The organism is Mycobacterium sp. B14F4 (genome assembly GCF_039871645.1).
Classification (GTDB): domain Bacteria; phylum Actinomycetota; class Actinomycetes; order Mycobacteriales; family Mycobacteriaceae; genus Mycobacterium.
Genome location: NZ_JBDPMF010000002.1, coordinates 554,379 through 579,146, shown reverse-complemented (window position 1 = coordinate 579,146; position 24,768 = coordinate 554,379). Strand labels below are relative to the sequence as shown.

At 68.3% G+C, this 24,768-nt stretch carries 25 protein-coding genes and 1 pseudogene; 17 read left to right on the top strand and 9 right to left on the bottom strand.

The features are described from left to right. Positions 1-7: 7 nt before the first annotated feature. Positions 8-832, bottom strand: a complete 825-nt coding sequence (locus ABGB19_RS08030; protein ID WP_347685334.1) for an alpha/beta hydrolase-fold protein — start codon at positions 830-832, stop codon at positions 8-10. Between the two features lie 93 nt (positions 833-925). Between ABGB19_RS08030 and ABGB19_RS08025 the strand changes: the two genes are divergently transcribed. After that, entirely contained in the window at positions 926-1,555 is a 630-nt protein-coding gene (locus ABGB19_RS08025) for a TetR family transcriptional regulator (protein ID WP_347685333.1), read from the top strand. 15 nt (positions 1,556-1,570) lie between these two features. Then, the gene (locus tag ABGB19_RS08020) at positions 1,571-2,992 is read left to right on the top strand and encodes an APC family permease (protein ID WP_347685332.1); all 1,422 of its coding nucleotides are present in this window, start codon (positions 1,571-1,573) and stop codon (positions 2,990-2,992) included. Here the strand turns inward: ABGB19_RS08020 and ABGB19_RS08015 are convergent. Next, complete coding sequence (locus ABGB19_RS08015) at positions 2,989-3,852, bottom strand: DUF429 domain-containing protein (protein WP_347685331.1); 864 nt, start codon at positions 3,850-3,852, stop codon at positions 2,989-2,991. The genes ABGB19_RS08020 and ABGB19_RS08015 overlap by 4 nt on opposite strands. A gap of 40 nt (positions 3,853-3,892) precedes the next feature. Here ABGB19_RS08015 and purB point away from each other — a divergent pair, with 40 nt between their 5' ends. Genes purB through ABGB19_RS08000 form a run of 3 tightly spaced genes read left to right on the top strand, consistent with a single transcriptional unit; the run spans position 3,893 to position 7,447 of the window. Further along, positions 3,893-5,320: an adenylosuccinate lyase gene (gene purB / locus ABGB19_RS08010; RefSeq protein WP_347685330.1), complete on the top strand. Its 1,428-nt coding sequence runs from the start codon at positions 3,893-3,895 to the stop codon at positions 5,318-5,320. After that, the gene (locus ABGB19_RS08005; protein WP_347685329.1) at positions 5,317-6,534 is read left to right on the top strand and encodes a cytochrome P450; all 1,218 of its coding nucleotides are present in this window, start codon (positions 5,317-5,319) and stop codon (positions 6,532-6,534) included. Before purB ends, ABGB19_RS08005 begins: the two co-directional genes overlap by 4 nt. A gap of 10 nt (positions 6,535-6,544) precedes the next feature. Further along, a complete protein-coding gene (locus ABGB19_RS08000; RefSeq protein ID WP_347685328.1) occupies positions 6,545-7,447 on the top strand; it encodes a tellurite resistance/C4-dicarboxylate transporter family protein in 903 nt (300 codons plus the stop codon). On the opposite strand, the gene ABGB19_RS07995 is transcribed toward ABGB19_RS08000, so the two are convergent. Both ABGB19_RS07995 and ABGB19_RS07990 read right to left on the bottom strand, forming a co-directional pair. Continuing rightward, positions 7,371-8,234 (bottom strand): type IV toxin-antitoxin system AbiEi family antitoxin domain-containing protein, encoded by an 864-nt coding sequence (locus ABGB19_RS07995; RefSeq protein ID WP_347685663.1) that lies wholly within the window; start codon positions 8,232-8,234, stop codon positions 7,371-7,373. The two genes, ABGB19_RS08000 and ABGB19_RS07995, sit on opposite strands and share 77 nt — an antisense overlap. 66 nt (positions 8,235-8,300) lie before the next feature. Further along, the gene (locus ABGB19_RS07990) at positions 8,301-8,930 is read right to left on the bottom strand and encodes a hypothetical protein (protein WP_347685327.1); all 630 of its coding nucleotides are present in this window, start codon (positions 8,928-8,930) and stop codon (positions 8,301-8,303) included. 31 nt (positions 8,931-8,961) lie between these two features. Between ABGB19_RS07990 and ABGB19_RS07985 the strand changes: the two genes are divergently transcribed. Both ABGB19_RS07985 and ABGB19_RS07980 read left to right on the top strand, forming a co-directional pair. Then, complete coding sequence (locus tag ABGB19_RS07985) at positions 8,962-9,849, top strand: phosphoribosylaminoimidazolesuccinocarboxamide synthase (protein ID WP_347685326.1); 888 nt, start codon at positions 8,962-8,964, stop codon at positions 9,847-9,849. Then, a complete protein-coding gene (locus ABGB19_RS07980; RefSeq protein ID WP_347685325.1) occupies positions 9,846-11,951 on the top strand; it encodes a S9 family peptidase in 2,106 nt (701 codons plus the stop codon). The genes ABGB19_RS07985 and ABGB19_RS07980 overlap by 4 nt, the downstream gene beginning before the upstream one ends. Here the strand turns inward: ABGB19_RS07980 and ABGB19_RS07975 are convergent. Beyond that, positions 11,910-12,359, bottom strand: coding sequence for a DoxX family protein (locus ABGB19_RS07975; protein ID WP_347685324.1), 450 nt, complete (start codon positions 12,357-12,359; stop codon positions 11,910-11,912). The genes ABGB19_RS07980 and ABGB19_RS07975 overlap by 42 nt on opposite strands. Before the next feature lie 82 nt (positions 12,360-12,441). Between ABGB19_RS07975 and ABGB19_RS07970 the strand changes: the two genes are divergently transcribed. The 4 genes from ABGB19_RS07970 to ABGB19_RS07955 all read left to right on the top strand — a co-directional run bounded on the left by ABGB19_RS07970 (position 12,442) and on the right by ABGB19_RS07955 (position 15,943). Further along, positions 12,442-12,999 (top strand): TetR/AcrR family transcriptional regulator, encoded by a 558-nt coding sequence (locus ABGB19_RS07970; protein WP_347685323.1) that lies wholly within the window; start codon positions 12,442-12,444, stop codon positions 12,997-12,999. A gap of 9 nt (positions 13,000-13,008) precedes the next feature. After that, entirely contained in the window at positions 13,009-13,506 is a 498-nt protein-coding gene (locus ABGB19_RS07965) for a glutathione peroxidase (RefSeq protein WP_347685322.1), read from the top strand. Positions 13,507-13,576: 70 nt separating this feature from the next. Then, a complete protein-coding gene (locus ABGB19_RS07960) occupies positions 13,577-14,281 on the top strand; it encodes a DUF2334 domain-containing protein (RefSeq protein WP_347685321.1) in 705 nt (234 codons plus the stop codon). Positions 14,282-14,305: 24 nt separating this feature from the next. Beyond that, positions 14,306-15,943 carry an FAD-binding dehydrogenase gene (locus tag ABGB19_RS07955; protein ID WP_347685320.1) on the top strand — a complete coding sequence of 546 codons (1,638 nt, stop codon included), beginning with the start codon at positions 14,306-14,308 and terminating at the stop codon, positions 15,941-15,943. Here ABGB19_RS07955 and ABGB19_RS07950 read toward each other — a convergent pair. After that, positions 15,940-16,593 (bottom strand): MBL fold metallo-hydrolase, encoded by a 654-nt coding sequence (locus tag ABGB19_RS07950; RefSeq protein ID WP_347685319.1) that lies wholly within the window; start codon positions 16,591-16,593, stop codon positions 15,940-15,942. The genes ABGB19_RS07955 and ABGB19_RS07950 overlap by 4 nt on opposite strands. 46 nt (positions 16,594-16,639) lie before the next feature. Between ABGB19_RS07950 and ABGB19_RS07945 the strand changes: the two genes are divergently transcribed. Genes ABGB19_RS07945 through purQ form a run of 3 tightly spaced genes read left to right on the top strand, consistent with a single transcriptional unit; the run spans position 16,640 to position 18,246 of the window. Next, positions 16,640-17,299, top strand: a complete 660-nt coding sequence (locus ABGB19_RS07945) for an ATPase (protein ID WP_347685318.1) — start codon at positions 16,640-16,642, stop codon at positions 17,297-17,299. Between the two features lie 36 nt (positions 17,300-17,335). After that, positions 17,336-17,575 carry a phosphoribosylformylglycinamidine synthase subunit PurS gene (gene purS / locus ABGB19_RS07940; protein WP_347685317.1) on the top strand — a complete coding sequence of 80 codons (240 nt, stop codon included), beginning with the start codon at positions 17,336-17,338 and terminating at the stop codon, positions 17,573-17,575. Further along, positions 17,572-18,246, top strand: coding sequence for a phosphoribosylformylglycinamidine synthase subunit PurQ (gene purQ / locus ABGB19_RS07935; RefSeq protein ID WP_347685316.1), 675 nt, complete (start codon positions 17,572-17,574; stop codon positions 18,244-18,246). Before purS ends, purQ begins: the two co-directional genes overlap by 4 nt. 1 nt (position 18,247) lies before the next feature. On the opposite strand, the gene ABGB19_RS07930 is transcribed toward purQ, so the two are convergent. Both ABGB19_RS07930 and ABGB19_RS07925 read right to left on the bottom strand, forming a co-directional pair. Beyond that, entirely contained in the window at positions 18,248-19,045 is a 798-nt protein-coding gene (locus tag ABGB19_RS07930; RefSeq protein ID WP_347685315.1) for a family 1 encapsulin nanocompartment shell protein, read from the bottom strand. Continuing rightward, positions 19,042-20,068 (bottom strand): annotated as a pseudogene (locus tag ABGB19_RS07925) (Dyp-type peroxidase). The gene ABGB19_RS07930 and the pseudogene ABGB19_RS07925 overlap by 4 nt, the downstream one beginning before the upstream one ends. A 52-nt stretch (positions 20,069-20,120) precedes the next feature. Here ABGB19_RS07925 and ABGB19_RS07920 point away from each other — a divergent pair. The 3 genes from ABGB19_RS07920 (at position 20,121) to ABGB19_RS07910 (ending at position 22,896) form a co-directional block, all read left to right on the top strand. Then, a complete protein-coding gene (locus tag ABGB19_RS07920; RefSeq protein WP_347685314.1) occupies positions 20,121-21,386 on the top strand; it encodes a M18 family aminopeptidase in 1,266 nt (421 codons plus the stop codon). A gap of 15 nt (positions 21,387-21,401) precedes the next feature. Next, positions 21,402-21,752, top strand: a complete 351-nt coding sequence (locus ABGB19_RS07915) for a VOC family protein (protein WP_347685313.1) — start codon at positions 21,402-21,404, stop codon at positions 21,750-21,752. A 109-nt stretch (positions 21,753-21,861) separates the two neighbouring features. Next, positions 21,862-22,896, top strand: a complete 1,035-nt coding sequence (locus ABGB19_RS07910; RefSeq protein WP_347685662.1) for a serine hydrolase domain-containing protein — start codon at positions 21,862-21,864, stop codon at positions 22,894-22,896. A gap of 26 nt (positions 22,897-22,922) precedes the next feature. On the opposite strand, the gene ABGB19_RS07905 is transcribed toward ABGB19_RS07910, so the two are convergent. Then, a complete protein-coding gene (locus tag ABGB19_RS07905) occupies positions 22,923-24,722 on the bottom strand; it encodes a thiamine pyrophosphate-requiring protein (RefSeq protein WP_347685312.1) in 1,800 nt (599 codons plus the stop codon). Between the last annotated feature and the right edge of the window lie 46 nt (positions 24,723-24,768).

Sequence of the window (24,768 nt, the reverse complement as noted above, 5' to 3'; positions counted from 1 at the left end):
CGCGCGGTCAGGCGACCAGTAGCGGTGCCATCCACGTGAGCTCGGCAGGCAACTGCGAACTCCAGAAGCCGCCGTCGTGCCCGCCGGGCGAGAACCCGCCCGCGGGCGGATTCGGTAGCTGCGCGACGAATTGCTGCGTCGCCTCGTAGAAGGGATCGCTTGTGCCGCAGTCGATCCGGATCGGTATGGACCCCAGCTCGGGCAGCCCCCACACGCTGTTGGCGGCGTAGTCGCCGGCGTCGTCGAATGCGCCGGGGGCCGCCGCGCCGGACGACGTCCACAGCGCCGGGCTGACCGCGCAGATCGCGGCGGTGCGGGCCGGCCCCAGTCGCCCGCCGAGAAGCAGGGCGCCGTAGCCGCCCATCGACCAGCCCAGGAAGCCGACCCGCGAGGTGTCCAAGCCCTGCGAACCGAGCATCGGGATCAGCTCGTCGAGCACCATCGCGCCGGAGTCCTCGCCGGAGGCCCGCTTGTGCCAGTAGCTCCCACCGCCGTCGACGGCGACGACCGCGAACGGCGGCAGACCCGCCGCGACCGCCTCGGCAAGGCCTTGTTCGACGCCACCGGCCATCACGCCCGCGGCGTCCTGTCCCTTGCCATGCAAAGCGACGACCGGACGCAGTGGTGCGGTCTGGCCGGGCGGACGGGCGATCGCCCAGTTCGTCGTCGCGCCACCGCGAGCCGCGGAGACGAACGAGCCGTCGACGAAGGTTGGTGCGACAGGGGCTGCTGGGGCGGACGGTGCCATGCGCAGCGCCGCCGCACCCGCCGCGGCGCCGACACCGAGGCGCAGAAGCGAGCGGCGACTCAGTTCCGGCATGGCGGCCATCATGCCATCGGCGCTCAGCGCCGAGCGCGCCGACTTCCCTGAGTAAAGCCTGGCGATTAGCCGAAAGCACTATGCCGGACCCGCCCGACTGGCAGCATGCTAAAGGTGACGGCAGCGGTCACTCCCAAGGGAGAACGTCGACGGTACGCGCTGGTCAGCGCGGCCGCCGATCTGCTGTGCGAGGGCGGCTTCGACGCCGTCCGGCACCGCGCCGTCGCGCGCCGCGCGGGGTTGCCGTTGGCGTCGACGACGTACTACTTCTCGTCGCTGGACGATCTTGTCGCCAAGGCCGTCGAACACATCGGTGAGCGTGAGGCCGAGCAGCTTCGGGCGCGCGTGGCGATGCTGTCGCGGCGCAGGCGCGGCGCCGAGTCGACGGCCGACATCCTCGTCGATCTACTGGTCGACGATGTGGTGGGGCAACGGGTGAGTGAACAATTGATCTCGCGGTACGAGCGCTACATCGCGTGCGCGCGCCATCCCATGCTGCGTGACATCCAGCGGCGGATCCTGCGCCAGCGCACCGATGCCGTCGTCGAAGTCGTCGAGCGCTCGGGCCGGTCGGTGCGCGCCGAATTCCTCACGGCGTTGGTGAATGCCGTCGACGGCGCGGTGGTTGCGGCGCTGGTGGCCGACGGCGACGGTCCCCGCGCAACAGCGCGCGCGACGTTGATCGACGTGATAGACGTGTTGGCACCGATCGACGAGCGAGTGGCGCAGGTGTAAGCCCTAAGGAGACCGATGAGTACGCCGGACGCGGACAAACAGCCAGAACTTCGGCGGGTCATGGGTCCCGGACTGCTGCTGTTGTTCGTCGTCGGCGACATCCTCGGCACCGGGGTGTATGCGCTGACCGGCCAGGTCGCCGGCGAAGTCGGCGGCGCGGCCTGGCTGCCGTTCCTACTCGCATTCGTCATCGCGACCATCACCGCCTTCTCCTATCTGGAGCTGGTGACCAAGTACCCTCAGGCCGCAGGCGCAGCGCTCTACGCACACAAGGCTTTTGGTATCCAGTTTTTCACCTTCCTGGTCGCCTTCATCGTGATGTGCTCGGGCATCACCTCGGCGTCGACGGCGTCACGGGCGTTCGCGGACAACATGATTAAGGGGTTCGGCCTGGACTGGGGCAAGGTCGGCATCGCGGTGGTGGCTCTGTTGTTCATGGCGGGGCTGGCCGCGATCAACCTGCGCGGGGTCAGTGAGAGCGTGAAGCTCAACGTCGGGTTGACGATCATCGAGATCACCGGCCTTCTGCTGGTGATCATCGTCGGGTTGTGGGCCTTCACCCAGGGCGGCGACGTCGACTTCTCCCGCGTCGTTGTGTTCGAAAGCGGTGACGAGCGAAGCGCTTTCGTCGCTGTCACCGCTGCCACATCGCTGGCGTTCTTCGCGATGGTCGGGTTCGAGGATTCGGTAAACATGGCCGAGGAGACCAAAGACCCGGTGCGCATCTTTCCGAAGGTCCTGCTGAGCGGCCTGGGCATCGCCGGTGTCGTATACGTGCTGGTGTCCATCATCGCCGTGGCGCTGGTCCCGATCGGCGAATTGAGCAAGAGTACAACGCCGCTGGTGGACGTGGTCGAAGCGGCGGCACCCGGACTCCCGATCGACGAGTTGTTCCCCTTCATCACGATGTTCGCGGTGTCGAACACGGCGTTGATCAACATGCTGATGGCCAGCCGGCTGATCTACGGTATGGCCCGTCAGCATGTACTGCCCCCGGTGTTGGGCTCGGTGCACCGGAGGCGCCACACGCCGTGGGTCGCCATCGTGTTCACCACCGTGATCGCGTTCGGCCTGATCTTCTATGTCTCGGCATTCGCCAGCAGCTCAGCGGTTTCCATGCTCGGCGGCACCACGTCGCTGCTCCTGCTGGCGGTGTTCGCGATGGTCAACGTCGCGGTGCTGGTGCTGCGCCGCGACGTGCGCGAGGCCGGCGGGCATTTCAAGACGCCGACCGTGATGCCGGTGATCGGTTTCGTGGCATCGCTGTATCTGGTGACGCCGCTGTCGGGCCGCGCAGGAACGCAGTACCTCCTCGCCGGCATCCTGTTGGTGATCGGCATTGTGCTGTACGCGATCACGGCGGTGATCAACAAGCAGCTGGGTATCACGGGGGCGGGCATCACGGACCCGACGCATCTTGCCGACGCGCCGGACTAGCCGCCCAGCTGCCTGCGGATCTCGGTGAGCTCGCGTTGTGCACGCTCGATGAGCAGTTGGACCTGCTCGAGCCGCGGCAGCACATCGCCGGGGTCAGGATGTGGCACCGCGCGGCCCCGAGGAGCGGGCGTCAGCTCCGGTGGCAACGCGGGCGTGACGATGTAGCCGACTTCGTTGTCGCCGTAGATCGTGATGTCCTCGGGTCGCCGCTGGAAGTACAGCGCGACGTACGCACAGAGCACCGCGTCGACGGGATCCTCACAGGCGTTCAGCTGAAAGGCCCGGACGCTCGCCTCGATTCTCTTCCGGAGTTCGAGCCAGGCGGGACTACTGCGCACGCGAAGCCGCGGTGACGCGTCGTTCAACCCCTCGATCAGCTCCACCATCCTCAGCAGCTCGGACTTGCGCTTCGCGACATCCCTGGCGCGCCGCTTGTACTTGAGCGTCCTGCCGAGTTTGAACAGGGAAATCGTCGCTGCGTGCGGGTAAACCTCGATCGCGCGATGATCACCGCGCGACCGTGGGTCGGGGTCGAGGCCCAGCCGCTCGCAGAGCACTTTGGCGCGGGGGGGATTGAAGAGCGGATTGCCCGTGTTCGAGGGCTGCGCGGTTGCTTCGAACGGCGTGAAATCCCGGTTGTACAGTGTCTCGCCGAGTCGGTAGCCGCTGGGATTCCTGACGATCAGCGGGGCGTCGATGCCCACGACGCAGGGGCCGTCGACGTAGGGCGCGAGAGCCACCGCGATCTCGTCGTCGCTGACCGCCGCGCCGACCTGCACGAGCCTTCCGTCGTCGTCCAGGACGGCCACACCGGTTTGGTTCGCTTCCGCCCACGCGAGATCGAGCCCAACGAAGTACATGGGGCCAGCCTGCCCTACCCGGGTCGTAAGCTATGTGCTTGTGACGATCCCGAACGTGCTGGCCAGTCGGTACGCCAGCGAGGACATGGTGGCCATCTGGTCGCCGGAGGCCAAGGTCGTCGCGGAGCGCCGGTTGTGGCTGGCGGTGCTGCGTGCGCAGGCGGAGATGGGGGTAGAAGCCGCGGCCGTGCCCTCCGCCGTCATCGCCGACTACGAGCGGGTGCTCGACCAGGTGGACCTCGCCTCCATCGCCGCGCGCGAGCGCGTGCTACGCCACGACGTCAAGGCGCGGATCGAGGAGTTCAACGCGTTGGCGGGGCACGAGCACGTGCACAAGGGCATGACGAGCCGCGACCTCACCGAGAACGTCGAGCAGCTGCAGATCCGCCGGTCCATGGAACTGGTTCACGCGCACGGCGTCGCGGTGGTGGCCCGGCTGGCCGAGCGCGCGATCAGCTACCGCGACCTGGTGATGGCGGGCCGCAGCCACAACGTCGCCGCGCAGGCCACGACGCTGGGCAAGCGCTTCGCCTCGGCGGCCGAGGAGATGCTGATCGCGCTGCAGCGGTTGCGGGAGCTGATCGACCGTTATCCGCTGCGCGGCATCAAGGGGCCGATGGGCACCGCACAGGACATGCTCGACCTGTTCGACGGCGACGCGTCGCGGCTCGCCGACCTGGAGCGGCGGGTCGCCGAATTCCTGGGCTTCACCGAGCTTTTCACCAGTGTCGGCCAGGTGTACCCGCGCTCGCTGGACCACGACGTCGTCTCCGCTCTCGTGCAGGTCGGCGCCGGACCGTCATCGCTGGCGCACACCATCCGGCTGATGGCGGGCCACGAACTCGTCACCGAGGGCTTTGCGCCGGGGCAGGTGGGCTCGTCGGCGATGCCGCACAAGATGAACACCCGCTCCTGCGAGCGCGTCAACGGCCTGCAGGTGGTGCTGCGCGGATACGCCTCGATGGCCGCGGAACTGGCTGGCGCACAATGGAATGAAGGCGACGTGTTCTGCTCGGTGGTGCGCCGGGTGGCGCTGCCCGACGCGTTCTTCGCCATCGACGGACAGACCGAGACGTTCCTGACGGTCCTCGACGAGTTCGGCGCCTACCCGGCAGTGATCCAGCGCGAGCTGGACCGCTACCTGCCGTTCCTGGCCACGACGCGGATCCTGATCGCCGCGGTCCGCGCCGGTGTAGGCCGGGAAACGGCCCACGAGGTGATCAAGGAGCACGCCGTCGCGGTGGCGCTGGCGATGCGCGAGAAGGGCAGGGAGCCGGACCTGTTGGACCGGCTGGCCGCCGATCCGCGGTTGCCGTTGGACCGGCCCGCGCTGGACGCGGCGCTGGCCGACAAGCAGGTGTTCACCGGCGCGGCGGGTGATCAGGTGGACCGCGTCGTCGAGGCGGTCGACGAGTTGGTCGGCCGCTATCCCGAAGCCGCCAAGTACACCTCGGGTGCCATCTTGTGACGCTCGCCGGGATCGACTTCACCGATCTGGACAATTTCGCGAACGGCTTTCCGCACGAGTTGTTCGCGGTGCATCGGCGTGAGGCGCCGGTGTACTGGCACGAGCCGACCGAGAACACCCCCGACGGCGAGGGCTTCTGGTCCGTCGCCACCTACGCCGAAACCCTTGCGGTGCTGCGTGATCCGGAGACGTACTCGTCGGTGACCGGCGGCTTGCGCCCGTACGGCGGCACGCTGCTGCAGGATCTGGCGATCGCCGGCCAGGTGCTCAACATGATGGACGATCCGCGTCACTCGCAGATCCGCCGGCTGGTCAGCTCGGGCCTGACGCCGCGGATGATCAGCCGCGTCGAGGACGATCTGCGCGCGCGGGCCCGTCGCCTGCTGGACGCGGTCGAGCCGGGCGAACCCTTTGATTTCCTGATCGACGTGGCCGCCGAGCTGCCCATGCAGATGATCTGCATCCTGCTGGGAGTTCCGGAGTCCGAACGACATTGGCTGTTCCACGCGATCGAGCCGCAGTTCGACTTCGGTGGTTCGCGCAAGGCCGCCCTCGGGCAGATGTCCGCGGAGGAGGCCGGCTCGCGGATGTACACCTTCGGCCAGGAGTTGATCGCGGCGAAGCGGGCAAGACCGACCGACGACATGTTGTCGGTGGTTGCGAACGCGTCGGTCGATGACGGTGTGCTCTCGGAGATGGAGCTGTACCTGTTCTTCAGCCTGCTGTTCAGCGCGGGCGCCGAGACGACGCGAAACGCCGTGGCCGGCGGACTGCTGGCGCTGATCGAGAACCTCTCGCAGCTCGACCGATTGCGCGACGATCTCGAACTGCTGCCGTCCGCCGTCGAGGAGATGGTGCGCTGGACGTCGCCGTCGCCGTCGAAGCGGCGCACCGCGACGCGCGATGCGGTGCTGGGCGGCTGCGCGATCGAGGCCGGCCAGAAGGTGCAGATCTGGGAAGGTTCGGCCAACCGCGACCCTGCGATGTTCGCCGACCCCGACGTCTTCGACGTCACCCGTAAACCGAACCCTCACTTGGGTTTCGGCCAGGGCGTGCACTACTGCCTGGGCGCCAACCTGGCGCGGTTGGAGTTGCGGGTGCTGTTCGAGGAGCTGCTGTCCCGATTCTCGTCGGCGGCGCTGGTCAAGCCCGTCGAGTGGACCAGAAGCAACCGGCACACCGGGATCCGGCATCTGGTGATCGAGTTGCGGTGAGCTTCGACCGGTGAGGCCGGATGCGTTCGCGTTCGTGATGGCGACCGGCATCGTGTCGATCGCGGCTGCCGACCACGGGATCGACTGGATCAGTGCGTCGCTGGCGGTGGTCGCCGCGGTGGGCATGCCGGTGCTGATGTACCTGACGGCACGGCGATGGCACTTCGATGTGCGGGACTACACCGTGGCGTTGCCCTTGTTCACCTATGTCGCCGCCTGCTCCGTGCTGGCGGCGAGGTTCGCGGAGCATCGTGTCGTGGTGTGGATCTTCGCGGGGATGGCGCTGCAGGGCTGGTTGTCGTTGGCGCCGTTGACCGTACGGTCGATGTGGCGGCACCGGCGGACGCGCTTACGCGACGACGCCCGCGGCGGCTGGGAGCTGGCGGCGGTGGCCACGTCCGGCCTCGCGATCGTGTTCGCCGATCTCGACATCGTGTTCTGGGCGGTGGTGTTCTGGGCGCTGGGCATCTGTGTGTACGTCTTCATGACGCTGCTGATCGCGGGTCGGATCGACCTCGCGCAGCCGGACGGCTGGATCCTGATGGGTGGGGCGGCGATCGCCACGCTCGCCGGCGATCACCTACACCACATCCTGCCGCCGGGCCCGTTCGCGGATGCGGTCCGTGTCGTGACGCTTGTGACCTGGGTCGTGGCCACGCTGTGGATTCCGCCGTTGGCCTACGTTGCGCTGCGGCGGTTCGCGGGCATCGGGTGGCCGACGGTGTTCCCGTTGGGCATGTACGCGTCGGCGGCGTACGCGATGTCGGTCGAAACGGGGTGGGGGTGGTTCGTCGACGTGTCGATGGTGTTCCTCTGGATCGCGCTGGCGGCGTGGCTCAGCGTTGCTGTCCAGTCGCTGCAGCGATTTCGGCGATCACGCGCCGCGGATACTCCGTCAGATCAAGCCAGGTGAAGCGCAGCACCTTCCAACCGAGCAGCGAGATCGCGTTCTGACGTTTGCGGTCGGTCTGGAAGGCGTCGGAGTCGGAATGAAACGCCCAGCCGTCGACCTCGATCGCGACCTTCTCGGCAATGAAGCCGACGTCGACCTTGTAGCCACCGACGGGATAGTTCGTCTTCCAGCCCGTGAATCCGGCGTCTTTCAGGAGCTTCACGAGCTGGCGTTCCGCCTCGGAACGCGCGCCGCTCTGCGCGGCATTCAGTAGCCGGCGCGCGGCGGGTGAACCGTGCCGACCCTTGTTGCGCAGATGCGCGCGCCACAGTTCTCGGAGTTCGACATGGCGCTGTAGCGCCGCGTCCATCAGCTTGGCGCCGCCACCGCGCCGCACTGCGGCCTCGACGACGGTCAGCGGCAATGCCGTCACCCGTAGGGCGTGGCGCTCGACGACATCATGCGGGTCGAGATCGCGCCTGCGGAGCTTGGTGCCCGGGCGATGGCGGCCGTTGCTTCCCTTCGGGACCGTTACCTCGACGACGTCCGGGGTGAATTTCGTCAAACCCTGCCACCACGCCGCGGACAGTCCGCTGGCGCAGGCCCTGACGCCGTAGCTCCAGACAGCCGCCCGAACTCGTGCCGAATGGGTGAATGGCCGGTCGTCGACGAAGTAGACACCGGGGCCGCAGCGTCGCCATTGTCCGGACCGCGCACGGCGCCTGACCGCGTACTCACTGAGGCCAGCGAGACGGGCCTGAGCGAGGGTGATGACGCCGTCGTGACTGCGCAAGAGGTCTTCAAGCACTTCAATAGGACGGTTTGACGCCTCGACTGGCTCCATCCATGGCGGCTTGTGCGTGAAAACGTACGCTCAGCGCTCGATATCACGCACAAATCGCAAGCCGGCGGCACGCAGTTCCAGGGCGGCGAGGCCGCGGATGGCGTCGACGTCGTAACTGCGCCACGCACCGACGGGGTCGGCATGGATCGCGGCGAGCTTGGCCAGCGGCCGGTTGGCCAGCGCGCGCAGGGCCAGCAGCTGCTCGCCGGCCGGCGTGCGGGCCAGGGTGATCGCCGTCCACTTGCGGCGGGCGAACCGCAGCCGAAGGAAGAGCCACGGCATCCCGACAAACAGGATCGGCGGCGCCGCCACCGCCAGCGCCAGCACCCAGGCCAGCCACGATGCGGTGGTGTCGAGGCTGTGTCCGGCCCCCGCGATGTCGAGGGCGGCCTCGCTCGCCGCACGCAGCGGCTGGCTCAGCGCGTCGCCGACGAGCGGAAAGTCATCCGTGCGGTCGCCGGCGGTATCGAGGTTGTCGGCGACGCCGTTGGCCCCCGTCTCGACCTGACGGCCAACGGCGGCGATCGCCGCCACCGCCTTGTACACCGCCGTGCCGATCAGAACCCACAGAACTGTCCAAGCGACGACCACGATGTCGCTGACTAGCTGGCCCAGCAGCCGCGACGGCCGGGTGGCGTAAGGGATAAACCGCGAAGTCATGGCTGTAGATGCTGCCCGATAGGCTGGCCCGATGCGCCCCGCTCTGTCCGACTACCGGCATCTTGCCAGCGGCAAGGTCCGTGAGCTGTATCGCGTGGATGACGAGACGCTGCTGTTCGTCGCCAGCGACCGCATCTCGGCGTACGACTACATCCTCGACTCGCAGATCCCCGACAAGGGTCGCATCCTCACCGCGATGAGCGTCTTCTTCTTCGACCTCGTCGACGCGCCCAACCATCTGGCCGGCCCACCCGACGATCCGCGCATCCCCGAGGAGGTGCTGGGCCGTGCGCTGGTGGTGACCGAACTCGAGATGCTGCCGGTGGAGGCCGTTGCGCGCGGCTACCTCACCGGCTCGGGACTGATCGACTACCAGAAGACCGGAAAGGTGTGCGGTATCGAGCTCCCACCAGGGCTGGTCGAAGCCAGTAAGTTCGCCCAGCCGCTGTTCACCCCCGCGACGAAAGCCGAACTGGGACAGCATGACGAGAACATCTCGTTCGCCGAGGTGGTCGAGATGATCGGCACGGTGCGGGCCAACCAGTTGCGGGAGCGCACACTGCAGACCTATGTCCAGGGTGCCGACCACGCGATGACCAAAGGCATCATCGTCGCCGACACGAAGTTCGAATTCGGTGTCGACAAGGACGGCGACCTGCGTCTTGCCGACGAGGTCTTCACCCCCGACTCGAGCAGGTACTGGCGCGCCGAGCGCTGGCAGGAAGGCGTCGTGCAGGAGAGCTTCGACAAGCAGTTCGTCCGCAACTGGCTCACGGGTCCCGACTCCGGCTGGGATCGCAGCAGCGACACCCCGCCGCCACCGCTGCCGCCCGATGTCGTGGACGCCACCCGGACTCGTTACATCGATGCCTACGAACGCATTTCGGGACTGAAGTTCAGCGATTGGCTCGGTGCATGAAGCCGCCGGTGGCCAAGCGCGTCGACACCCGTCGCGAGCATCACGGCGACGTCTTCGTCGATCCCTACGAGTGGATGCGCGACAAGTCCAGCCCGGATGTGATCGCCCACCTCGAAGCGGAGAACGCCTACACCGAGCACGTCACCGAACACCTGGCGGCGCTGCGGGAGAAGATCTTCGACGAGATCAAGGCCCGCACCAAGGAGACCGACCTGTCGGTGCCGACCCGGCGCGGGCAGTGGTGGTACTACGGCCGCAGCTTCGAGGGCAAGCAGTACAGCGTGCACTGCCGTTGCCCCGTCGCCGATCCCGACGACTGGACGCCGCCGGTCCTCGACGAGAACACCGAGATCGAAGGCGAGCAGATCCTTCTCGACGAGAACGTCGAGGCCGAAGGACACGATTTCTTCTCCCTCGGCGCGGCATCGGTCAGCCTGGACGGCGACATTCTGGCGTATTCGGAGGACGTCAAGGGCGACGAACGCTATACGTTGCGGTTCAAGAACTTACGCACCGGCGAGCTGTACGAGGATACGATCGTCGGCATCGGCCCCGGTGCCACGTGGGCGGCCGACAACCGCACCGTGTACTACTCGACGCTCGACGAGGCGTGGCGTCCGGACACCATCTGGCGCCACCGCCTGGGCTCGGGGTCGGCCGCGCAGAGGGTCTACCACGAACCCGACGAACGGTTCTGGCTCGGCGTGGGGCGGACCCGCAGCGACCGCTACATCGTCATCGCCGCGGGCAGCGCCGTCACCTCGGAGGTGCGCTACGGCGACGCGATGGACGCCGAAGCCGAGTTCACCGTCGTCTGGCCCCGGCGCGACCTCGTCGAGTACTCGGTCGAACACGCCATCGTGGGCGGCGAGGACCGCTTCCTGATCCTGCACAACGACGGCGCCGAGAACTTCACCCTCGTCGAGGCGCCGGTGAGCGACCCGACGGCATTCCGGACCCTGATCGAGCACCGCGACGACGTCCGCCTGGACTCGGTCGACGCCTTCGACGGGCACCTCGTCGTCGGATACCGCAGCGAGGCACTGCCCAAGATCCAGCTGTGGCCCATCTACCCGAACGGTGAGTACGGCCATCCACAGGATTTCACCTTCGAGTCCGAACTGACCTCGGCGGGACTATCGGCCAACCCGAACTGGTCCGCGCCCAAGCTGCGGATCGGGGCGACGTCGTACATCACGCCGGTCCGCATCTACGACGTCGACCTCGCCACCGGTGAACGCACGCTGCTGCGAGAACAACCGGTGCTTGGCGACTACCGGCCCGAGGACTATGTGGAGCGCCGCGACTGGGCGGTGGCGCCCGACGGCGCCCGCGTGCCGATCTCGATCGTGCACAAGATCGGCCTGCAGTATCCGGCACCGACTCTGCTCTACGGCTACGGCGCCTACGAGATGTGCGAGGATCCGCGGTTCTCCATCGCGCGGCTGTCGCTGCTGGACCGTGGCATGGTGTTCGCCGTCGCACACGTGCGCGGCGGTGGCGAGCTGGGCAGGCCGTGGTACGAGCACGGCAAGATGCTGGAGAAGAAGAACACCTTCACCGACTTCGTCGCCGTCGCAGAACATCTCGTGCAGACCGACATCACCCGGCCCGAGAATCTGGTGGCCCAGGGGGGCAGCGCAGGCGGTCTGCTCGTCGGCGCGGTGGCCAACGCGGCACCGGATTTGTTCGCGGGCGTCCTCGCCGTGGTGCCGTTCGTCGACCCGCTGACCACCATCCTCGACCCGTCGTTGCCGCTGACCGTGACCGAATGGGACGAGTGGGGAAACCCGTTGGAGGACAGCGACGTCTACGCCTACATGAAGTCGTACTCGCCGTACGAGAACGTCGAGGCCAAGGCGTATCCGGCCATCCTGGCGATGACGTCGCTCAACGACACCAGGGTCTACTACGTCGAGCCGGCGAAATGGATTGCGGCGCTGCGGCATACCAAGACCGACGGTCATCCGGTGCTACTCAAGACCGAGATGAACGCCGGTCACGGTGGTATCAGCGGACGCTACGAGCGCTGGAAGGAAGTCGCGTTCCAGTACGCCTGGCTATTGGATACCGCCAAGGCCGACCACGAGCCCCGCCCCTAGATAGAGCACCTGCTCTGCCGTCCGCAGATTTAGGCGCGTGGTCATCGACTTCGGCGGGTCGGGCATCCGCGACGCGTAGACGTTGGCCGGGAACATCAGGATCATCAGCACGAACAGGCACACCGCCGCAGCCACCCGCGTCGGCGGGTACAGCAGCCCGGCGGCACCGGCCAGTTCGAGCGCACCGGTGACGGTGACCAGCAGCGCGGGTGCCGGCAGCCCTGGCGGCACGATCGCGATCAGGTCGCGCCGCAGCGGGTTGACGAAGTGGGCGACACCGGTGACGACGAACATCGCGGCCAGTCCCACCGCGATCGCCGACGGCCAGTCGTCGACGTAGTCCACGCCCAGCCAACCGGCCACCCGGGCGACCAGCGCGCCCAGCAGAAGGGTCCACAGAACGACCATTGGGTACTCCCATCTAGACAGTGGCAAGTTCTACGGTAGGCGGGTATCTAGGCAGTGTCAAGATGGCGGGTATGATGACGCCATGAGCCGAAGCTCCTACCATCACGGCGACCTCAGGGCCGTCATCCTCGCCGAGGCGGCCGATCTGGTGGCGCAGCGCGGCGCCGACGGCATCTCGCTGCGGGAACTGGCGCGCTCGGCCGGCGTGTCGCACGCCGCGCCCGCGCACCACTTCACCGACCGCCGCGGGCTGTTCACCGCGCTCGCCGCCGAGGGCTGGCGCAAGCTCGCCGCGACGCTCGCCGACGCGAGGCCGGAGTTCATCAACGCCGCGCTGGCCTACGTGCGGTTCGCCCTCGATCATCCCGGCCACTACGCGGTGATGTTCGACCGGTCGCTCGTCGACCCCGACAACGCCGACCTGCTGGCCGCTCAGGACGCCGCGGGTGCCGAGCTCCGACGCGGCGTCGGCACCCTTGACGACCCACGCGCCGTGCAGGACCCCCAGGCCGCCGCGCTCGCGGCATGGTCGCTGGTGCACGGCTTTTCGCTGCTATGGCTGAACCGTGCCATCGACACCGACAGCGATCCCATGGCCACGGTGGACCGAGTGGCGGGCATGCTTTTCAAGAGCGGGTAACGTGCGGGCATGACCGACACACCGCTGACCGACATCGCTGTCACCACTCTCGACGGCCGCGCCACCACGCTGGGAGAGCTGGCCGACGGCGCCGCGCTTGTGGTCAACGTCGCATCGAAATGTGGCCTGACACCGCAGTACACCGCGCTCGAACAGCTCGCCAAGGACTACGGGGATCGCGGGCTCACGGTGATCGGCGTGCCGTGCAACCAGTTCATGGGACAAGAGCCGGGCACGGCCGACGAGATCAAAGAGTTCTGCTCCACCACTTACGGTGTGACGTTCCCGCTGCTGGCCAAGACCGACGTCAACGGCTCAGATCGCCACCCCCTCTACGCCGAGTTGACCAAGACCCCCGACGACAGCGGCGAGGCCGGCGACATCCAATGGAACTTCGAGAAGTTCCTGCTTGCCCCCGGCGGAACGGTCGTCAAGCGGTTCCGTCCCCGCACCGAACCGGATGCGCCCGAGGTGATCGAGGCCATCGAGGGTGTGCTGTCGCGATAGCACCCGATGGCCAACTGGCGACCACGTGTTGTAAACCGTTGCGACACCTGACGTTGCCACACTGGCAAGCGTGCCTGGACAACTGATCGTCTCGATTTCCGGGATCAGCGATCGCACGATGCCCGACGTCGCGGACTTCCGCGCCCAACTCGACGCCCGGGACGTACCGGTGTCGTTTCTGGTGGCGCCGAGGATCAAGGGCGGCTACCGCCTCGACGGCGACGCCGAGACCGTCGAGTGGCTGGCCGGCCGACGCGACGCCGGCGATGCGATCGTCCTGCACGGTTTCGACGAGGCGGCCACCAAGAAGCGCCGCAGCGAATTCGCGACGCTGCAGGCGCACGAGGCCAATCTGCGGTTGATGGGCGCCGACCGGGTGATGGAACATCTGGGGCTGCGCACCCGGCTGTTCGCCGCACCCGGGTGGACGGTCTCCCAGGGTACCGTCAAAGCTTTGCCCCGCAACGGCTTTCGGCTGGTCGCCGCGCTCAGCGAGATCACCGACCTGGTGCGGGACACGACGGTGCGGTCGCGGGTGCTCGGCATCGGAGAGGGCTTCCTCAGCGAGCCGTGGTGGTGCCGGACGCTGGTGCTCTCCGCCGAGCGCACGGCGCGGCGCGGCGGGATCGTCCGTGTCGCGGTGGCGGCCAGGCACCTGCGCAGGCCGGGACCGCGGCAGGTTATGCTCGACGCCGTCGACCTCGCCCTGATGCACCAGTGCGTGGCCGGTGTCTACCGATGGGCTCCGTACCGCGCATTGACAGACGCCGCCTGATCTCGGCCCGCTAACGTGGCGGCCATGGCAGATGCTGACGTCATCGTCGTTGGTGCCGGGCTGGCGGGTCTGGTCGCAGCCTGTGAACTGGTCGACCGAGGCAGACGCGTGCTGATCGTCGACCAGGAGAACGCGAACAACGTCGGTGGCCAGGCGTTCTGGTCGTTCGGCGGGCTGTTCTTCGTCGACAGCCCCGAACAGCGGCGCCTGGGCATCCGGGACAGCCACGAGTTGGCGCTGCAGGACTGGCTGGGGTCCGCCGGCTTCGACCGGCCCGAGGACCATTGGCCGCGGCAGTGGGCGCATGCGTACGTGGACTTCGCGGCGGGAGAGAAACGCAGTTGGTTGCGCGAGCGCGGGCTGCAGACGTTCCCGATCGTCGGGTGGGCCGAGCGCGGCGGGTACGACGCACGCGGACACGGCAACTCGGTGCCGCGGTTCCACATCACCTGGGGCACCGGGCCGGCGATCGTCGAGATTTTCGCGCGCCGGCTGGCCGGGCGTGCCCGGTTCGCGCACCGGCACCGGGTCGACGAGCTGATCGTCGAGAACGGCGCCGTGGTCGGTGTCCGTGGCGCGGTGCTCGAGCCCTCCGACGCGCTGCGCGGGGTGGCTTCGTCGCGGGAGACCCTGGGTGAATTCGAACTTCGAGCGCAGGCGGTGATCGTCGCCAGCGGCGGCATCGGCGGCAACCACGATCTGGTCCGCCAGAACTGGCCCACGCGGATGGGCCGGGTGCCCGAACAGCTGCTCTCGGGTGTGCCTGCCCACGTCGACGGGCGAATGATCGGTATCACCGAGAAGGCCGGGGCGCACGTGATCAACGGCGACCGGATGTGGCACTACACCGAGGGCATCACCAACTACGACCCCATCTGGCCGCTGCACGGCATCCGCATCCTGCCCGGCCCGTCGTCGCTCTGGCTGGATGCGAACGGCAAGCGGCTGCCCTCGCCGCTGTATCCGGGGTTCGACACGCTGGGCACGCTGGAGTACATCGCGCAGACCGGCCAGGACTACACGTGGTTCATCCTCAATGCGCGGATCATCGCCAAGGAGTTCGCGCTGTCGGGTCAGGAGCAGAACCCGGATCTCACCGGCCGCAGCGTGCGCGACGTGCTGTCACGCGTACGGGCCGGCGCACCCAAACCCGTGCAGGCGTTCGTCGACCGCGGGGTGGACTTCGTCAGCGCGAACACGCTGCGCGAGTTGGTGTCTGCGATGAACGCCGTCCCCACCGTGCTGCCGCTGGACTACTCGACCGTCGAGGCGGAGGTGACCGCGCGCGATCGGGAGGTGGCCAACAAGTTCACCAAGGACACCCAGATCGCCGCGATCCGGGTGGCGCGCAACTACCTCGGCGACAAGATCAGCCGCGTCGTGGCCCCGCACCGGCTGACCGATCCGAAGGCCGGACCGTTAATCGCCGTCAAGTTGCACATCCTGACGCGAAAGTCGTTGGGCGGGCTGGAAACCGATCTCGATTCCCAGGTGCTCAAATCCGACGGCGCCGTCTTCGACGGGCTGTACGCCGCGGGGGAGGCGGCCGGCTTCGGCGGCGGAGGGGTGCACGGGTACCGCTCGCTGGAGGGCACGTTCTTGGGTGGTTGCGTGTTCTCCGGTCGGGCCGCGGGCCGGGCGGCGGCGCGCGCCACGGCCTAGAACTCGGTGCCGTGCTCCGGCTCGAGAACCTGGAAATCGGTGTCGGTCATCTCCGAAAGCCTGCAGTAGAAGATGCCGCGGGCGCTGGGGTCGATGATCCCCTGGTGGATCGGCACCGCATGCGTCGGCGCCACGGCGCGCAGGTAGTCGACGGCCTCGGAGATCTTCATCCACGGCGCGGCAGCCGGGGCCGCCAGCACGTCGACCGGTTCGCCCGGCGCGTAGAGCGCGTCGCCGGGATGCATGAGCTTCGCGGGATGCGAGCCGTCGCCGACAAGATACGAAATATTGTCGACGACAGGAATTTCCGGATGGATCACGGCGTGCCTGCCGCCGACGCCCCGCACCGTCAGGCGGCCGACCGTGAACTCGTCGCCGACGTGCACGGCCCGCCACGGCTCGCCCAGTTGCGCGGCGGTCTGCGGGTCGGCGTAGAGCGCCGCTTGCGGGTTGGCGTCCAGCAGCGCGGGCAGCCGTTCGGTGTCGGCGTGGTCGGGGTGCTGATGGGTGATCAGGATGGCCGACAGCCCGGTGACGCCCTCGAAACCGTGGGAGAACGTCCCCGGGTCGAACAGGATCGTCGCGTCGTCGCCGGAATCGCCCGAGAAATCCGCCAGTAAGCACGAATGGCCGAAATGTGTCAGCTGCATGCCTATATTGTGGCGGCGCGGGGCGGTATCAGGGGGTACTTGAGTCGTGCGATTGCTTATCGCGGTGGCGATGGCGGCGTTCGGGCTGGCTGTGGCGCCCGAGGCCGACGCCGTGCCGGGCCAGTGTCCGCCGATCTGCGACGCCATCCCCGATGCGGCGTGGATCGCGCCGGCCGAGATCCCGCTGGATGCCGTCTACCGCTGGCCGGGCCTGGCCGGTCTGGCCGTCACCGCCCGGGACCCGCGGTTCGTCTTCGAAGAGGTCTGCGCGGCCCCGCCGGTGCCGAGCGACGCGCGGGCGTACGCGGTGGCCGCCAAGGCGGCGGTGATCAACCCGGCCGGGCAGTGGCAGCTGCAGGCGCAGGTGCTGCACTGGCGCGGCGACACCGCACAGAACGGCCCGCTCGTCGGGTCGGTGCTCGACGCCGCGCGGACCCGGCTACGGAACTGTCAGATGACCGCACCGCTGGTGTCGCCGTCGCTGACCACCGCCGAGCCCGAGCGACTCGCCGCCGTCATCAGCGTGGCGGGCACGAAGGTGGTGCACCAGTACCTGCTGGCTCACCCGGCCAGCGGTTCCGTCGTCGAGCTGGCGTTGTGGTCGCCGCTTCCCACCCAGGTGCCGTATCCGGCAGTGCCGGACGCGCGGGTGCTCGAGGCGCTGACGGCGCCGCTGTGTCAGGCCTACCTGGGTTCGTGCCGGTGAGGCGCGTCGACGCATGTCACCGGTACAGTAAGCGCCGTGGCAAGGGTGGTGGTGCACGTGATGCCCAAGGCCGAGATCCTGGACCCGCAAGGGCAGGCGATCGTCGGCGCGCTGGGCCGTCTCGGCTTCAACGGTGTGTCAGATGTGCGGCAGGGCAAGCGGTTTGAGCTCGAGGTCGACGACAGCGTCGACGACGCTACCCTCGCCGAGATCGCCGAATCGCTGCTGGCGAACACGGTGATCGAGGACTGGACGGTGAGCAGGGAGCAATCGTGACCGCGCGTGTGGGCGTGATCACATTCCCGGGCACGCTCGACGACGTCGACGCCGCGCGGGCGGTTCGGTTGGCCGGTGCCGAGGCCGTCAGCCTCTGGCACGCCGATGCCGACTTGAAGAAGGTCGACGCCGTCGTGGTGCCGGGTGGCTTCTCCTACGGCGATTATCTGCGTGCGGGAGCGATCGCGAAGTTCGCGCCGGTGATGGGCGAAGTCGTGCGGGCGGCTGAGCAGGGCATGCCGGTGCTGGGCATTTGCAACGGTTTTCAGGTCCTGTGCGAGGCCGGCCTGCTGCCGGGCGCGTTGACCCGCAACGCCGGGCTGCACTTCGTCTGCCGTGACGTGTGGTTGCAGGTGTCGTCGATCACGACGTCGTGGACCTCCCGTTTCGAGTGGGGTGCCGAACTGCTGGTGCCGCTGAAGTCGGGGGAAGGCCGGTACGTGGCCGCCGAGAAGGTGCTCGACGAGCTCGAGGACGAGGGCCGTGTGGTGTTCCGCTACGCCGAGAACCCGAACGGGTCGATGCGCGACATCGCGGGCATCAGCTCGGCGAACGGCCGCGTCGTGGGGCTGATGCCGCACCCCGAGCATGCCACCGAGCCGCTGACGGGTCCCTCCGACGACGGCCTCGGCCTGTTCCTCTCAGCGCTGGACGGCGTCCTCAGCGCCTGAGCTACGGAGCCAGGGCCACCGAGGCTTCTGCGGTGTAGCACAGGAACGCCAGCGTCTCCTGCAGGTACAGCTCGACCGTGCCGGCGTCGTGCGCCAGGTAGCCGATCGACACATCGGTGCCCAGCTGCAGGTCGAAATCGCCTCCGCGGGTGGACAACACGAACGCTCCGTCGATCGCCGGCGCCCAGATGATGTCGCCGTCGACCAGCCGGTTGAGGTGCTCGCGGATCGGATAGCCGTGTTCGGTGGTCTCGCTGACCTTGGTGTAGACATCGGCCGAGAGCAACACCGAATACGGACCGTCGACGCCGGCCAACCTCAGCTCCGACAGCGCCTGGGCGATGACGTCGGGGATCTCGCGCGGATCGGCGGGCAGCGTCAGCGCCGGGTTCGAGCTGCACGCCCGGATGCCGTCGATCGACGCGGCGTCGTAGCCCTCGAAGATCGCCCGGTCCTCGACGAACGCCAGCTTCTTGGCCGCCGCCTTGACCGGATCCCAATCGGAGTCCTGCGAGCCACGCTCGACGTCGTCGATCGCGGTCCGGCTCACCGTGAACGGCACCCGCAACCGCACCAACGGCTGGCTCTCGCGCAGATGCGCCACCACCCCTTCGCCGGGCGGTGTGACGTCGCGCAGATAGCCGGTGCTGACGGCCGCGGCCACCGGTCCGCCCGGCTCGCTGACGTCGACCACTCGCCGACCGGCGATGTGCCGCTTGAAGGTTCGCGTCGCTTCGGTCTCGATCTCGGTCCAAGCCTCGTCGGTGATCGGCGCGAGCTCGCGGTACAGGTTGTTCATCGATGGGTTCCTTTCAGGCTGCCGATCCCGAGTGAGCCCGCATAACCGGCGGGAGAGGACGCAGCCACTACCGAGGGACGCGAATCCGGTAGTGGCGGAGGGTCATTGAGGAAGTCGAGGATCGGGGTGAAGAACATCGAGCCGGTCACCGCGGTGGAGAAGTCGAGCACCCGGTCGGTGTTCCCGGGCGGGTCGCCGATGAACATGTTGCGCAACATCCGCTCGGTCACCGCGGCCGTGCGGGAATAGCCGATGAAGTACGTGCCGAACTCGCCCCTGCCCACCTTGCCGAACGGCATGTTGTGCCGCACGATCTTGAGCTCGTTACCCGCATCGTCTTCGATCACGTTCAGCGCCACATGGGAATTCGCGGGCTTCACCGCGTCGTCGAGCTCGATGTCGTCGAGTTTGGTGCGGCCGATCACCCGTTCCTGCTCCTCGGTCGTCAACGAGTTCCAGGAGCCCATGTCGTGCAGGTATTTCTGTACGTGCACATAGCAGCCACCCGCGAAGTCGGGATCCTCCTCGCCGATCCGAGTGGCGCTGTCCGCCAGCGGGCCGTCGGGGTTCTCGGTGCCGTCGACGAAGCCCAGCAGGTCCCGGTTGTCGAAGAAGCGGAAACCGTGCGTCTCGTCGACGAGGGCGATCGCGCCCATCGCCTCGACGATCTTGGTGGCCAGCTCGAAGCACACGTCCATTGACTCGGCCCGGATGTGGAACAGCAGGTCGCCCGGTGTGGACGGCGCCTGGTGGCGGCCGCCGTCGAGGGCGACGAACGGGTGCAGTTCGGCCGGCCGCGGGCCGGAGAACAACCGGTCCCACGCGTCGGAGCCGATCGACGTCACCACCGACAACCGCTTCGCCGGGTCACGGAAGCCGATCGCGCGCACCAGACCCGAGATGCCGGGCAGCGCATCGTGAAATTGCGGCCGCGGCCCGATCCCCTTCATCGATCGTCGCCACCAGGAAGACGGCGGCGGGCGTCAGCGGCGCGAGGACCGGCTGAGGCAGCGGATCGGGCACCGTCTGAATCTAGATCAAGATCGACTGCAATGATCGACGAAGTATGGGAACCATGGCCGCCGATCCGCAGAGCCTGTGCGAGTTCATCGACTCCTCGCCCTCGCCGTTCCATGTCTGTGAGACCGCCGCCGACCGGCTGCGCGCCGCAGGCTTTTCCGAGCTGGCCGAGGGCGACCCCTGGCCGTCCGAGTCCGGCCCCGAAGGTCGCTTCTTCACCGTGCGCGCCGGTTCGCTCATTGCCTGGCGGACCACCGGGCCGGGAGTGCCTTTTCGTATCGTCGGCGCCCACACCGACAGCCCCAACCTGCGCGTCAAGCAGCATCCCGACCGCTTCGTCTCCGGCTGGCAGGTCGTCGCGCTGCAGCCCTACGGCGGCGCCTGGCTGAATTCCTGGCTGGACCGCGACCTGGGCATCAGCGGCCGGTTGTCGGTGCGCAACGGCAACGCCATCGAGCACCGGCTGGTACGCATCGACGACCCGATCCTGCGGGTGCCGCAGTTGGCCATCCATCTGGCCGACGACCGCAAGGCGGTGTCACTGGACCCGCAGCGCCACGTCAACGCGGTCTGGGGTACCGGCAGCGGGGTCCGATCGTTTCTGGATTTCGTCGCCGACCGGGCCGGCGTCTCCGCCGCCGACGTACTCGGCGCCGACCTGATGACGCATGACCTCAGCCCGTCACGGCTCGTCGGCGCCGACCGTGACCTGGTCAGCGCGCCCCGGCTGGACAACCAGGCCACCTGCTACGCCGGGCTGGAGGCGTTACTGGCTGCCGAACCGCGCGACCACCTGCCGGTGCTGGTGTTGTTCGACCATGAGGAGGTCGGCTCGCAGTCCGACCACGGTGCGCAGTCCGAGTTGCTGCTGACGGTCCTCGAGCGCATCACGTTGACCCAGGGCGGGGGGCGCGAGGAGTTCCTGCGCCGGCTGCCGGGGTCGATGGTGGCCTCCGGTGACATGGCGCACGCCACCCACCCGAACTATCCCGAGCGTCACGAGCCGGGACATCTGATCGAGGTCAACGGCGGGCCGGTGCTCAAGGTGCAGCCCAACCTGCGCTACGCCACCGACGGGCGCACCGCCGCGGCGTTCGCGCTGGCATGCGCCCGGGCCGGGGTGCCGCTGCAGCGTTACGAACACCGGGCCGACCTGCCGTGCGGGTCGACCATCGGTCCGATGACCTCCGCGCGCACCGGCATACCGACGGTCGACGTCGGGGCGCCGCAGCTGGCGATGCACTCCGCGCGTGAAGTGATGGGCGCCGGCGACGTCGCGGCGTACTCCGCGGCGCTTGCGGCGTTCTTGTCACCGGGCTGATCTAGGGTCAGCGTCATGGCACTCAACATGGAGATGATCACCTTCGACTGTGACGACCCCGACGCGCTCGCCGACTGGTGGGCTCGAGCGGTCGAGGGGACGGTAAACGCCGTGGCGCCAGGCTTTTTCGTGACCGTATCGCGATCGGGCGGGCCCGGGCTGTCGTTCCAGAAGGTCGACGACCCGACGCCCGGCAAGAACAGGGTGCACATCGATTTCACCGCCGCCGACATGGAAGCGGAGGTCGAGCGGTTGCTGGGGATCGGGGCGACCGAGACGGGGCGCGGCGAGTTCGGCACCGAGTTCCAGTGGGTGGTGCTGGCCGACCCGGACGGCAACGCGTTCTGCGTGGCCGCCGGAGGCTGACCCGCGGGTTCGGCCGAACCGGCGCACGAGCGTGCTCGGCCCCTTTAGCGTCGATTTCGTGTGGCGACCGGGTGGCCGGGTGACGGCGGTACTCGCGGCCGTGCTGTTGATGAACGCCTGTGCGAGCGAGCCCGCCGCGCCCTCCGTCGACACAGCGAGCGAATCCGACGACCGCCCCGCCCGCAGCCAAGGCGTCCTGAACGAGGCCGTCGCGCCCGACGGGCCGGGCTGCTCGGCGGCCGTGGGTGTCGAGGGCGCCGTGGTCTGGGCGGGCGCCCGCGGCATCGCCGACATCGCCACCGGCGCCGAGATCACCAGGGACACCGCCTTCGACATCGCTTCGGTGTCAAAACAGTTCACCGCCACCGCGACCCTGCTGCTGGCCGAGACACGCCGGCTCACGCTCGATGAAGCGTTGGCGACGTACGTGGCCGAGCTGCCGGCGTGGGCCGCGACAGTCACCGTCGGGCAGTTGATTCACCAGACGAGTGGGATCCCCGACTACATCGGTCTGCTCGAGGACGACGGTTACTCGTTGAGTGACCGCACCACTAATGCCGATGCCCTGCGGGCTCTGACCGCGGTCACCGAACTGGGCTTCGAGCCAGGAACGGCGTTCGAGTACTCCAACTCGAACTACCTGCTGCTCGGCGAGATCGTCGAACGGGTGGCCGGACAACCGCTGTCGGCGTTCCTGGCCGCGCGGATCTTCTGGCCGCTCGAGCTGGCGATGGTGCTCCGCCCGGCCGAACCGGTCGCCGGCGTCGCCGTGCCCTATACGCAGGCCGGCGGCGAATACGCGACGACATGGACCGCGTGGGAGCAGGTCGGCGACGGCTCGATTCAGACGGCACCCAGCCAGTTGGTGCGGTGGGCCGACAACTACCTGACCGGAGAAGTCGGCGGCCGTAGCCTGCTCGACGCCCAGCTCGCCGGGGCGGTCGAGACGGGGGAGGGCGACCGGTACGGCGCCGGGATCTACGAGTACGCCGATGGCACATTGGGCCACGACGGATCCTGGGGCGGCTACGTCAGCGACTTCGGAATCAGCCGGGACCGGCGCACGTCGGTGGCGGTCAGCTGCAACAGCGACTCGCTCGACCCGTCGGCCATCGCCGACGCGCTGGCAAAGCTGTGGGGCTGAGTGCGGCACCCGGCGGCCCGACGCGGCTATGAGCGCAAACCGATTCGCGGAAGGAGTTCTGCCGCTTTGTTCTTGGTCAGTTCGGTGATGACGCGCCAGGCGTTCGGGTCCCCCTTGACGACGGCCTCGGCCATCGACTTCATCTGGTCGTAGGTGGCGTGCGGGGGAATGGGCGGAACCTCGGGGTCGGTGCGCACGTCGAGAACCACCGGCTCGCCCGCCGCCAGGGCGTCGTCCCAGGCGGGGCCCACCTGCTCGGGGTCGTCGACGGTGATCGCCCGCAAGCCCATCGCCTCAGCCACGCCGGCGTAGGACACCTCCGGCACGGCCTGCGACTCCTCGAACTTCGGCGCCCCGCCCATGGCACGCAGTTCCCAGGTGACGTGGGCCAGGTCGTTGTTGTGGAACACGCACACCACCAGGCGCGGGTCCGCCCAGTCGCGCCAGTAGCGGCGCACGGTCAGCAGTTCGGCCAGCCCGTTCATCTGCATGGCGCCGTCGCCGGCCAGCGCGATCACGGGCCGGTCGGGATGGGCGAACTTCGCCCCGATCGCGTAGGGCACCGCCGGTCCCATCGTCGCCAGGGTTCCAGACAGCGACCCGCGCACCGACGGCCCGAACCGCAGACACCGGGCGTACCAGTTGGTCGACGACCCCGAGTCGCCCGTGACGATCGCGTAGGCGGGCAGCCGGCTCGACAGCTCCCAGACCACCCGCATCGGGTTGACCGGGTTCGCCGACAGCATCGACTGCCGTTCGACGACGTCCCACCACCGCGCGACCTCGCGCTCGATCCTCTCCCGCCACCCCCGGTCCCGCTTTGGTGTCAGCAGCGGAACCAGCTGAGCCAACGCCGCTTTCGCGTCGGCGACGATGTTCACCTCGGTGGGATAGCGCATGCCGATGTTGGCGCCGTCCAGGTCGATCTGTACGGCGCGGGCCTGGCCGAAGTCGGGCAGGGACTGGCTGTACGGGAAGTTCGAGCCGACGATGAGCAGCGTGTCGCAGTCGCGCATCATCTCGTAGCTCGGGCGCGTGCCCAGCAGCCCGATGGCCCCGGTCACGTACGGCAGGTCGTCGGGCAGCACATCCTTGCCGAGCAGCGCCTTCGCCACGCCCGCACCGGTTCGCTCGGCCACCTCCTGCACCTGGGTCGACGCGCCGCGTGCGCCCTGGCCGACGAGGATCGCCACCTTCGAGCCGGCGTTGAGGATCTCGGCGGCGCGCTGGATCGCGCCGGGATCCGGTGCCAGCACCGGCTCGCTGTCGTGCGGGGCGCTCGAGGGGACCTGTTTGAACGCGTGGGCGGGCGGTTCGTACGACTCCTCTTGCAGGTCGGACGGGATCACCACCGCGGTAGGCGCACGCCGCGCGCGGGCGGTGCGCAACGCGCGGTCCAGCGCGTTGGGCAGCTGGCTGGCGACGTTCACCTCGACGAGGTAGTCGCTGGCCACGTCTTTGAACAACGTCTGCAGGTCCACCTCCTGCTGATAGCTGCCGCCCATCGCGCTGCGCGCCGTCTGCCCGACGAGCGCCACCACCGGCACATGGTCGAGCTTTGCGTCGTACAGCCCGTTGAGCAGGTGCACCGCGCCCGGTCCCGAAGTCGCCATGCAGACGCCGATCCGACCGGAGAACTTCGCGTACCCGACTGCCGCGAACGCCGACATCTCCTCGTGTCGGGACTGAATGAAACGCGGCCGGTTGCCGGCCTTGCCGAACGCGGCGATCAGCCCGTTGATGCCGTCACCGGGGTAACCGAAGACCTGTTCGACCTGCCATTCCCGTAGGCGCTGGAGGATGTGATCGGCGACGGTGTGGCCCATGTGCGTCGCGGTACCCGAGCCGAGGCACCCCAAACCAGGTGCGGCG

Coding starts and splice junctions, on each gene's coding strand:
- ABGB19_RS07970 (WP_347685323.1), top strand. CDS start 12,442: ATGAGCCGAAGCTCCTACCATCACGGCGACCTCAGGGCCGTCATCCTC.
- ABGB19_RS07920 (WP_347685314.1), top strand. CDS start 20,121: ATGGCCGCCGATCCGCAGAGCCTGTGCGAGTTCATCGACTCCTCGCCC.
- ABGB19_RS07980 (WP_347685325.1), top strand. CDS start 9,846: ATGAAGCCGCCGGTGGCCAAGCGCGTCGACACCCGTCGCGAGCATCAC.
- ABGB19_RS07965 (WP_347685322.1), top strand. CDS start 13,009: ATGACCGACACACCGCTGACCGACATCGCTGTCACCACTCTCGACGGC.
- ABGB19_RS08025 (WP_347685333.1), top strand. CDS start 926: ATGCTAAAGGTGACGGCAGCGGTCACTCCCAAGGGAGAACGTCGACGG.
- ABGB19_RS08015 (WP_347685331.1), bottom strand. CDS start 3,852: ATGTACTTCGTTGGGCTCGATCTCGCGTGGGCGGAAGCGAACCAAACC.
- ABGB19_RS07930 (WP_347685315.1), bottom strand. CDS start 19,045: ATGAACAACCTGTACCGCGAGCTCGCGCCGATCACCGACGAGGCTTGG.
- ABGB19_RS07985 (WP_347685326.1), top strand. CDS start 8,962: ATGCGCCCCGCTCTGTCCGACTACCGGCATCTTGCCAGCGGCAAGGTC.
- ABGB19_RS07905 (WP_347685312.1), bottom strand. CDS start 24,722: ATGGGCCACACCGTCGCCGATCACATCCTCCAGCGCCTACGGGAATGG.
- ABGB19_RS07910 (WP_347685662.1), top strand. CDS start 21,862: ATGAACGCCTGTGCGAGCGAGCCCGCCGCGCCCTCCGTCGACACAGCG.
- ABGB19_RS07990 (WP_347685327.1), bottom strand. CDS start 8,930: ATGACTTCGCGGTTTATCCCTTACGCCACCCGGCCGTCGCGGCTGCTG.
- ABGB19_RS07975 (WP_347685324.1), bottom strand. CDS start 12,359: ATGGTCGTTCTGTGGACCCTTCTGCTGGGCGCGCTGGTCGCCCGGGTG.
- ABGB19_RS08020 (WP_347685332.1), top strand. CDS start 1,571: ATGAGTACGCCGGACGCGGACAAACAGCCAGAACTTCGGCGGGTCATG.
- ABGB19_RS07915 (WP_347685313.1), top strand. CDS start 21,402: ATGGCACTCAACATGGAGATGATCACCTTCGACTGTGACGACCCCGAC.
- ABGB19_RS08030 (WP_347685334.1), bottom strand. CDS start 832: ATGATGGCCGCCATGCCGGAACTGAGTCGCCGCTCGCTTCTGCGCCTC.
- ABGB19_RS07955 (WP_347685320.1), top strand. CDS start 14,306: ATGGCAGATGCTGACGTCATCGTCGTTGGTGCCGGGCTGGCGGGTCTG.
- ABGB19_RS07950 (WP_347685319.1), bottom strand. CDS start 16,593: ATGCAGCTGACACATTTCGGCCATTCGTGCTTACTGGCGGATTTCTCG.